Annotated in this window: 9 protein-coding genes and 1 tRNA gene; 6 read left to right on the top strand and 4 right to left on the bottom strand. The window is 26.4% G+C overall.

Annotation, left to right across the window (positions count from 1 at the left end; genetic code table 11):
- The first annotated feature begins 134 nt into the window (after positions 1 to 134).
- Together Q0J90_RS09250 and Q0J90_RS09245 are read left to right on the top strand one after the other, a co-directional pair.
- Positions 135 to 737 carry an HAD-IA family hydrolase gene (locus tag Q0J90_RS09250; RefSeq protein WP_297277627.1) on the top strand — a complete coding sequence of 201 codons (603 nt, stop codon included), beginning with the start codon at positions 135 to 137 and terminating at the stop codon, positions 735 to 737.
- A gap of 3 nt (positions 738 to 740) precedes the next feature.
- Positions 741 to 2,513 (top strand): ATP-binding protein, encoded by a 1,773-nt coding sequence (locus Q0J90_RS09245; RefSeq protein WP_297277626.1) that lies wholly within the window; start codon positions 741 to 743, stop codon positions 2,511 to 2,513.
- A 10-nt stretch (positions 2,514 to 2,523) separates the two neighbouring features.
- On the opposite strand, the gene Q0J90_RS09240 is transcribed toward Q0J90_RS09245, so the two are convergent.
- Together Q0J90_RS09240 and Q0J90_RS09235 are read right to left on the bottom strand one after the other, a co-directional pair.
- Positions 2,524 to 2,871 carry a response regulator gene (locus Q0J90_RS09240; protein WP_297277625.1) on the bottom strand — a complete coding sequence of 116 codons (348 nt, stop codon included), beginning with the start codon at positions 2,869 to 2,871 and terminating at the stop codon, positions 2,524 to 2,526.
- A 29-nt stretch (positions 2,872 to 2,900) separates the two neighbouring features.
- Positions 2,901 to 2,984 (bottom strand) — tRNA-Leu (locus Q0J90_RS09235).
- 150 nt (positions 2,985 to 3,134) lie between these two features.
- On the opposite strand from Q0J90_RS09235, the gene Q0J90_RS09230 reads away from it, so the two are divergent.
- Both Q0J90_RS09230 and Q0J90_RS09225 read left to right on the top strand, forming a co-directional pair.
- Positions 3,135 to 4,136, top strand: a complete 1,002-nt coding sequence (locus Q0J90_RS09230; protein WP_297277624.1) for a hypothetical protein — start codon at positions 3,135 to 3,137, stop codon at positions 4,134 to 4,136.
- Positions 4,137 to 4,286: 150 nt separating this feature from the next.
- On the top strand, positions 4,287 to 5,426 hold the full coding sequence (locus Q0J90_RS09225; protein WP_297277623.1) for an HD domain-containing phosphohydrolase: 1,140 nt from the start codon (positions 4,287 to 4,289) through the stop codon (positions 5,424 to 5,426).
- On the opposite strand, the gene Q0J90_RS09220 is transcribed toward Q0J90_RS09225, so the two are convergent.
- Positions 5,423 to 5,755 carry a hypothetical protein gene (locus Q0J90_RS09220; RefSeq protein ID WP_297277622.1) on the bottom strand — a complete coding sequence of 111 codons (333 nt, stop codon included), beginning with the start codon at positions 5,753 to 5,755 and terminating at the stop codon, positions 5,423 to 5,425. The two genes, Q0J90_RS09225 and Q0J90_RS09220, sit on opposite strands and share 4 nt — an antisense overlap.
- A 5-nt stretch (positions 5,756 to 5,760) precedes the next feature.
- The gene (locus Q0J90_RS09215) at positions 5,761 to 6,234 is read right to left on the bottom strand and encodes a chemotaxis protein CheX (protein ID WP_297277621.1); all 474 of its coding nucleotides are present in this window, start codon (positions 6,232 to 6,234) and stop codon (positions 5,761 to 5,763) included.
- 203 nt (positions 6,235 to 6,437) lie between these two features.
- Here Q0J90_RS09215 and Q0J90_RS09210 point away from each other — a divergent pair, with 203 nt between their 5' ends.
- Positions 6,438 to 6,755, top strand: a complete 318-nt coding sequence (locus Q0J90_RS09210; protein WP_297277620.1) for a hypothetical protein — start codon at positions 6,438 to 6,440, stop codon at positions 6,753 to 6,755.
- Between the two features lie 3 nt (positions 6,756 to 6,758).
- The coding region (locus Q0J90_RS09205; RefSeq protein WP_297277619.1) for a hypothetical protein at positions 6,759 to 8,876 on the top strand (2,118 nt) is incomplete at its 3' end.

The following is an 8,876-nucleotide window of genomic DNA, read 5'->3' as shown; positions in this document are numbered from 1 at the left end:
GCAAGAATGTCATCGCTTAACGAGAACAGCAGAGTAATATAACTATAAATTTATTTTTACTATTTGTCAATACTGCTTGACAAAGAAATTATAGAAAATATAATATTTGAAAATATTAATTAAGGTTTTAAATTATGATTAAAAATATAATATCTGATATAGGAAATGTTTTATATGAATTTATTGTAGATGATTTTGTAAATACATATATAGATAAAGAAGATAGAGAATTTTTTGTTAATAATACTTTTAATAGCAAAGATTGGATTCTTATGGATAAAGGTGTGGTAAGTTTTGAAGATTCCAGAAAGCATTTTATTAAAGTATGTAGTAAGTATGAAGAAGTTATAAATAAAATATTTGATACAGCATTAACTATATGTCTTAATAAGGATAATAATAATATACACTTATTGAGAGAATATCATAACAAAGGCTATAATATATATTATCTTTCTAATATGCCAATGGAAACATTTAATTTTTTAAGAAAAGATACAGATTTTTTTGATACGGTTTGTATAGGAGGGGTAATTTCTGGGGATGTTAAAATGGTAAAACCAGAAAAGTCTATATTTGAATATTTCTTAAATAAATTTAATGTAAAAGCTGAAGAGTGTTTGTTCATAGATGATAATCTTAATAATGTTAATGCTGCTTTGGAATTAGGTATTAAATCTGTTCATTTAAAAAAAGTGGATGATATGCCTGTTATTTTAGAAGATATGCTTAAATAAATTATGGATTTTATTAAGAAAAGATACGAAAGAATTAAAAAAAGGTATGGTATAGTAGTACCAAGCCTTATAGTTATATCTACCATAGTAAACTTAATAGCGTCTATATGGGTAAGCAGTTTTATATATGAACCTAATATAGTTAATCCTTTTTATGTATTTTCTGTTTTATTTTTTCCTTTTACAAGTATAATAGTTGGAATTATCATTATTATTAAATTTATAGTAGATGCTATAATGAAAAAGGAAGGATCCCATTTAAAAATAGTTATAGTTTTTATTATGGGTTTAATGACTATACTGCCGAGTCTATTTATAAGTAAAATATCCACATATATAATTAAAAGTAATTTGGATTTATTTTTAGATAAAAATATTAATGATTCTATATCCTATTTAATAGATATATCAAATAATGATCTAATAAATAAACAAAATTATATGATTGATATAATTTCAGAAGTAGGTACTCAATATTTTAATAATTTATATGATTATATTTTATCGAATAATGTAGATAATTATAAAATATATGATCTTCTAAAAAAGACAGAATATTTTAATAATGTGATTTTTTTATCTAATTCGTATAATGGTAATAATATTATATTCTTTAATTCTGGCGATTATATACCGATTGATATCAATTATAAATTAGATAATGAAGATATAATATTTTTAAATAGTGAATATAATGGTTTATTTTATGTTAATGCCATTATACCATTGCATATAGCTGATAATTATGTTATATGGTCAGAGATTATGCCTAAAAATTACATAGAAATTAGGAATAATGCTTTAGAAGCTTTTAGACTTTATAATTCTGTTAATATGTTTACAAATGAATTTTCTGTAATATTGAATCTTTTATATTTATTTATTTTAGGTATATCAACCTTTTTTTCAATAGTATTTGGCATAGCAATATCAAGATTAATTACAAGGCCTATCAGTTTGATTCTTGATGCCACTAATTCTATAACTAATGCCGATTTTAATATAGATATGAAACTTGGCGGTGTGCATGATATGAGAAATCTAATACATAGATTTAATGTTATGGCAAGAGCTTTAAAATATCATAGGGAGAGAGAAAATACTAGGGCAAGACTAGAAACTTGGAGGGAGGCTGCTATAAAGGTGGCTCATGAAATAAAAAATCCGCTAATGCCTATTATTATGAATGCTGAACTTATAGATAGGAAAATTTCTTCTAATATGTCTGATAAAGATATAGAAAAAGTAAAAAAATCAACTAATATTATAGTAAAAAATGCTAATATTATATCTGCTTTAATTAAATCTTTTTTTGAATTTTCTTTTGCAATAAAACTTTCTGAAGATAAGCAGTCAATTAATGGAGTTCTTTTAGAAGTTTTGGATTCTTTTAAAAATACTCCTAATGTGAAGTTTAGTATTGTTTTGAGTAAGCATGATCATTTTATTAATATGGACAGAGAGAAATTGGCTATGGCTTTTAGAAATTTATTAAAAAATGCTTTAGAAGCTCAATGTTCTGTAATATATATTTCTTCATACCATGAAATAATAGATTTAAATGAATTTTTTATTGTAAGCATAACTGATACAGGAGTAGGTATAGATAAAAATAATTTTCATAAGATATTTGAACCTTATTTTACTTCCAAGGAGAAGGGTACAGGTATAGGTCTTGCTACTGTAGAAAAGATAATATCAGAACATAACGGCAGCATAGATGTTGACTCTATAGTTGGAGAAGGTACTACATTTTTTATAAAATTTATGGTATAGGTTACAGATTTTATATTTTGCTTACTAATTTATTTATATGAGAAGGGTATTTCATACATATTATATTTAATCTTTGGGCTTCTTTTTCTAAATGTTTACTCATATTTTCATACAAAAAAAATATAGTAAACTCATTAAAATTAGGAAGTTTTTTTAATTCATTGATAAATTCTATAACATTAATCCATACTAAGTTTGGATTAAAAACTAATATGCGTATGCTATATTTGTATATTTTACTCATTAATTCGTATAGGTTTTCAGCTATGAATACTTCTATAGAAGAACTTTCTAATGCGGCTTTTATTTTATTATATCGGCTATTATCATCATCTATTATTATAGCTGAGTTATTCATAAGGCACACTCATTTATGTAAATTAAATGTGCCGAGAGAGGGACTCGAACCCTCACTGAGTTGCCTCAGGCAGATTTTGAGTCTGCTGCGTCTACCAATTTCGCCATCTCGGCTATTGTAAAAAACACGTTTTTAATAGCTTAGATTATAAATTATACTTGATAAAAATCAAGTATTATGTTCTATATTTTTTCTTTTTTTTGAAGTGATGTGTTTTATTTATTGTAAAATATGATAAAATAAGCACATAAAAGAGGGTTATTATGAAGATTACATTAGATATGTCCATATCAAAACTTCTTGATGCTTTTGATAGAGAATTTGGTATATCATTAGGTATATATAAAGGTGCACATAAATCTGATGATATAAAATTATTTGAAATATCTGATCCTAGGAAAAATCAAAAGGCTTTCATAGTTATAAATAAAGATACGAGTGTTGAAAGTGCTGAAAATATGTTTAGAGATACTTTCGGCATAAGAGTTCAAATTAAAGATAGAAATGGAAATACAGTAAGTCAGGAAAACACATTAGGCGGAATTAGAAAACTTGATAAGGGATTTGTTGACGAAAATGAAAATATAAACTTATTAGATGAGGAAAATACGGAAGAAAACGGCAGCAGTCAGGATGAGAAAAAGAAAAAAAAGAAAAAATCATATTTTTTAAAGCCTAAAGTAGTAAAACATACTGTTGAAGATAAAATAAAGGAGATAGATAGACTTTATCTTGGATTTCAGAGATCTGAAAGATATAAATCTATGGTGAATCTTTTATCATGTATGGAAGAGGCTAGATTAGTATATCCGGATTCTAAAGACCTTATTGATCATATAGAGGATATAAAAAGTAAGTCTCTTAATATATCAAATCTAAGTATAAAAAAAAGAAAATTTGCCATACTTGTGCTGATTATTGTAACATCTGTGCTATCTGTTGTTGGAATAGGCATTTGGGGATATAATTTATATAATAAAATAAAGAAAGATAAAGAAGTTGATAGTATAATTAAAGAAATAGATAATTTGAGGATGAGAAAAGGTTCTTTAATGGAAAGCGGAAATATATCTGAAGCCAATGCAATAGATGAAAGCATAAATTCAAAATCTGAAAGACTCAATAGTATTCAAAGCGATACTAGTATGTCAATAGCTAATTATTTTATAATGGTTGCATTTTTTATGGCTGTTATAGTAGCTATGTTTATATTGAGACTTAATAAATATAATATAACATCTATGCGTTTTAGTAAAAGTACTTAATTATATATATATTTTTTATTTTTATGTGCATTTTTTATTTTTAAATTATTATATTTATAATATAACAGCTCAGTTATAGTTATAATTTTACTTGATATAATATCACTATATGGTATTATATATTCTAATATTTTATTTCGAGGATTATATATGCCAAAAATTACAATACCATTAAATGAAGTAAAAGAAGGAATGAAAGTAGCTAGTAATATATATAATAGCGATGATAAAAGAATAGTTGATATTGGTACTGTAATTACAAAAGATATAATAGAAACATTAAAAAGAAATTCAATTACAACTATAAGTGTAACAGAACTTTTAAATCTTAAAAAAGAAAACACAGTAAATACATCCGGCAGCGGTGAAAAAACTGTCATAAGAGGAGTTGTAGAGGAAGAAGGAAAGCAAATATTAAAAATAGATAGTAAAGAGGTTGCAAAAAGTAAGGAAGCTGCTATAGAAAAAACTAAATCATTATATGAATCAGTAAAAAATGGGGCTTCTATAGATTTTGACAGTATGAAAAAAGAAGTTAATAATATGCTTTCATCAGTTCTTGATAATAAGGATGCACATTCTTATCTTTCTATGTTAAAACGTAAAGATGAAACAATGTATAAACATGCAGTAGATGTAGCTACATTATCAGCTATTACTGCAGGAGAATTAAATCTTACAAAAGTTGATATGGCAAATATAATGCTTGGGGCATTAGTACATGATATAGGAAAAGTTCTTATTCAGGAAAGTATATTAACAAAGGCAAATCTTACAAAAGAGGAAGAAGCTATATTAAAAAAACATCCTACTCAGGGTTATAAATTGGTAAAAAGAGATAATTTGGATGATAATATAGCAGATATTGTACTTGAGCATCATGAAAAATATGACGGTACGGGATATCCTTTTCAGAAAGATAATAAAGATATAAGTTTATACAGTAAAATAGTGTCTGTTTGTAATACATTTAATAATTTAATAACTAAAGGTGAACGTAATATACCTTATACACCGGATAAAGCTGTAAAAATTATAATATCGCTTGCTAAAAAGGATTTTGATACTGATGTTGTTAAAGCTTTCCAAAAGGCTGTAGGTTTTTATCCTAATAATACTAGAGTTAAGCTTTCAGACGGAAGTATAGCCAGAGTTATAGAACAAAATCCTAATTTGCCTTTACGTCCTGTACTATCTATAGTTAAGCATCTTGACGGCACAGTTAGTGATGGAATAGAGGTAGTAGACCTAGCAACTTCCAGCGATTTATTTATCAAAGAAATAATTTAATATTTGAGTTTTTGTTTTTTGCTAAGAATTTTTACTAAATATTTAAGTTCGTATTTGGAATAGAAATCTTTAACCATTGTTACGCCTCTCTTATTAAAGAAGTGAAAATAATTATATTTTTCTAATGTGCATAGAAGCTTCTTAAAATGTTCTTCTTCCAATTTAAATGCTTCAGATACTTCTTTTATTGAATACAGCTTTTCTTCATCTTTGAAATATTTATCTAAAAATTCATTTGATTTTTTTGATATAACTATATTATTTACTATAATTTTTATTATTAGGACTATAATAAAAATTAATATAAAATATTGTACAATTTTAGGCACTTATTTTAATTAGACTGATTAAATAATATTAAATTCATAAATATTTCTCCAAGCTCTGTTTTATAGTTTATGGATAATATTTTATCATTTTCTTTTTCAAGCATAGACATTTGTTCACTCATTAATATAGCAGGAGGTGTCATGTCTAAATCTATATGCTTAGTAGATAAATCGTTAATAGCACTTCCGGCAACCATATTAACGAATTCTTTGATTGTAGCTATGAATATATCATCTATTGTAGTTATTGATTCCATATTTAATGCGGATGCTAATTTAAAAGCAGTAGCTTTGCTCATATTGAACATAAGTCTTCCGCTTAAATCTCCTGTTATTCCAACAAAAACTATTACACCGCCTACATGATTAGCATTTCTGTATATTCTTACATTACCTTTACCAACTTTAGAATTAAAGTAGCTTTTTAATATAATTACTGTACCTTTACTAAAAGCATTTACTACATCTAAATCAAACATATTTTAAACACCATATAATTTTATTTTTTAGTATTATCGGAAATAAAATAATATATTTAATATAGTATACTACCATTTGTTAAATTATCAAGCAAAAATTGAAATTATTTATATTATTCTACAGTATATAAATTTTATAATCTTGACGTTAAATAAAAAGAATGATATCATTAAACAAAATTGTATAAATAACCGATAATTTTATGAGAGATAGAATATTTTGTTTGTCGTTTATACTAATGATATTTTTATTGGGAATAATAATAAATATTTTTCATAAGAATATTGAAGTAAATGATACATTGATTAGTGTTACAGTAAAAGGAGCTGTTATTAGTCAGGGAGTATATTTTTGCCGATATGGTGTGTCAGTGGCAGATATTTTGGAGATATGCGGAGGTATGTCGGAATTAGGGTTTTTACCAGATAATTTTGATTACAATACGCCTATAACTAATGATATAATTATTACCATACCTAAAAGGTACTCTGATATAAGAAAAAATTATGAAGAGAATTAAATAGTGGAAAAAGAGTTCGCCAGTATTTTTGATTACAATAAAGATGTCTCAATCAATGAGTATGATATAGATAAACTTATAGAAAGAGTTATAGAAGTAAATGAAAATGATTTTCCTATAATATCTATTGGTAATACAGATAAAGAAAGTCCTAAAATACATGGAAAAATAACAAGCAAAGAATATGTATTAAATGAACCTGATAATAATATTAAAGACGAAAAAGATGATACATTAAATATAGCTTATACAGAAGAAGAAACAGAAAAATATAAAGATTTGGAAAGAAGTTTAAAACTATCTGAAGATGATCTTGAAATAGCTGACAGTATTGATGATGTAAGTTTGGAGAATATATCTATTCTTTTTCCAGCTACTTCAGATAAATATGTTGTCGATGAAGATGATGAAGATGATGGCTTTATACCAGAAGATGTATTATCTGCAGAACAATCTTATATAATTAATAATATATATTCAAAAGATCAAAATAAAATTCATGAATCAATAAAAGTAGAATCAGGATTAAAAGAAGGAGAATTAGATTCCATTCAAAGTGTTGATGATTTTCAATTGGAAGATAGTTATGATAATATTCTTTCAGATGAAAAAGAAAAATCAAATCATTTGGAGATGAGGGAATATACTGATGAAGAGCTTTTGGATATAAATAATATATTAGATGATGAAGAAGAAGAGGATATTGACAATTTATCTAATATAAATAGCATGATAGAAGACGGCATATCAGATGACTTTGTATTAAACAATAATGATATAGGAGATTATGTTGGAGAAATAGAAGATAAAAGTTATACAGATGATGAGCTTTTATCATTAGATAAAGAAATTCTTGATAATATAGAAGAATATCTTTCAAATATAGAAAAAGAAGAAAATAGAAAAGAAGTTTTATCTTTAGATGAGGCTATATTAAATAGTATAAAAGAATCTGCTGAAGAAGCAAAAGAGTTAGAAATATCTGCTGAAGAGACGGAAGAAGAGCCAAAAGAATTAGAAAGTTCTATTGAAGATACTCAGGAAGAAATAAAAGAAGAGATAGCAGAAGAAAGTTCTGAATCATTAGTTAGCGAAGAAACAGAATCTGCTTTAACAGATATAGAAGAACCAAAAGAATTAGAAAGCTCTGTTGAAGAGCAACAACATGAAGAAACAAAAGAAAATATAGTAGAAGAAAGTTCTGAATCATTAGCTATCGAAGAAGCAACAGATACAGAGGAGTCAAAAGAATTAGAAAGCTCCGCTGAAGAGTCACAGGAAGAAATAAAAGAAGAGATAGCAGAAGAAAGCCCTGAGTCATTAGTTAGTGAAGAAACAGAATCTGCTTTAACAGATATAGAAGAACCAAAAGAATTAGAAAGCTCTGTTGAAGAGCCAGAAGAAGAAATAAAAGAAGAGATATCAGAAGAAAGTCCTGAATCATTAGTTAGTGAAGAAGCAGAATCTACTTTAACAGATGTGGAAGAACCAAAAGAATTAGAAAGTTCTATTGAAGATACTCAGGAAGAAATAAAAGAAGAGATATCAGAAGAAAGTCCTGAATCATTAGCTAGTGAGGAAACAACAGATACAGAGGAATCAAAAGAATTAGAAAGTTCTGTTGAAGATACTCAGGAAGAAATAAAGGAGGAAATATCAGAAGAGAGTTCTGAATCCTTAGTTAACGAAGAAACAGAATCTGCTTTAACAGATACAGAGGAATCAAAAGAATTAGAAAGCTCCGCTGAAGAGTCACAGGAAGAAATAAAAGAGGAAATATCAGAAGAAAGTCCTGAATCATTAGTTAACGAAGAAACAGAATCTACTTTAACAGATATAGAAGAACCAAAAGAATTAGAAAGCTCTGCTGAAGAGTCACAGGAAGAAATAAAAGAGGGAATATCAGAAGACAGTCCTGAATCATTAGCTAGTGAGGAAACAGAATCTGCTTTAACATATGTAGAAGAACCAAAAGAATCAGAAAGTTCTGAAGAAATAAAAGAGGAAATATCAGAAGAAAGCTCTGAATCATTAGTTGGTGAAGAAGCAGAATCTACTTTAATAGATACAGATGAAGTAAAAGAATCAGAAAGTTCTGTTGAAGATACTCAGGAGGAAATA

The organism is uncultured Brachyspira sp., from assembly GCF_944390595.1.
Lineage (GTDB): Bacteria > Spirochaetota > Brachyspiria > Brachyspirales > Brachyspiraceae > Brachyspira.
This window is presented reverse-complemented; position numbering and strand designations above follow the sequence as displayed.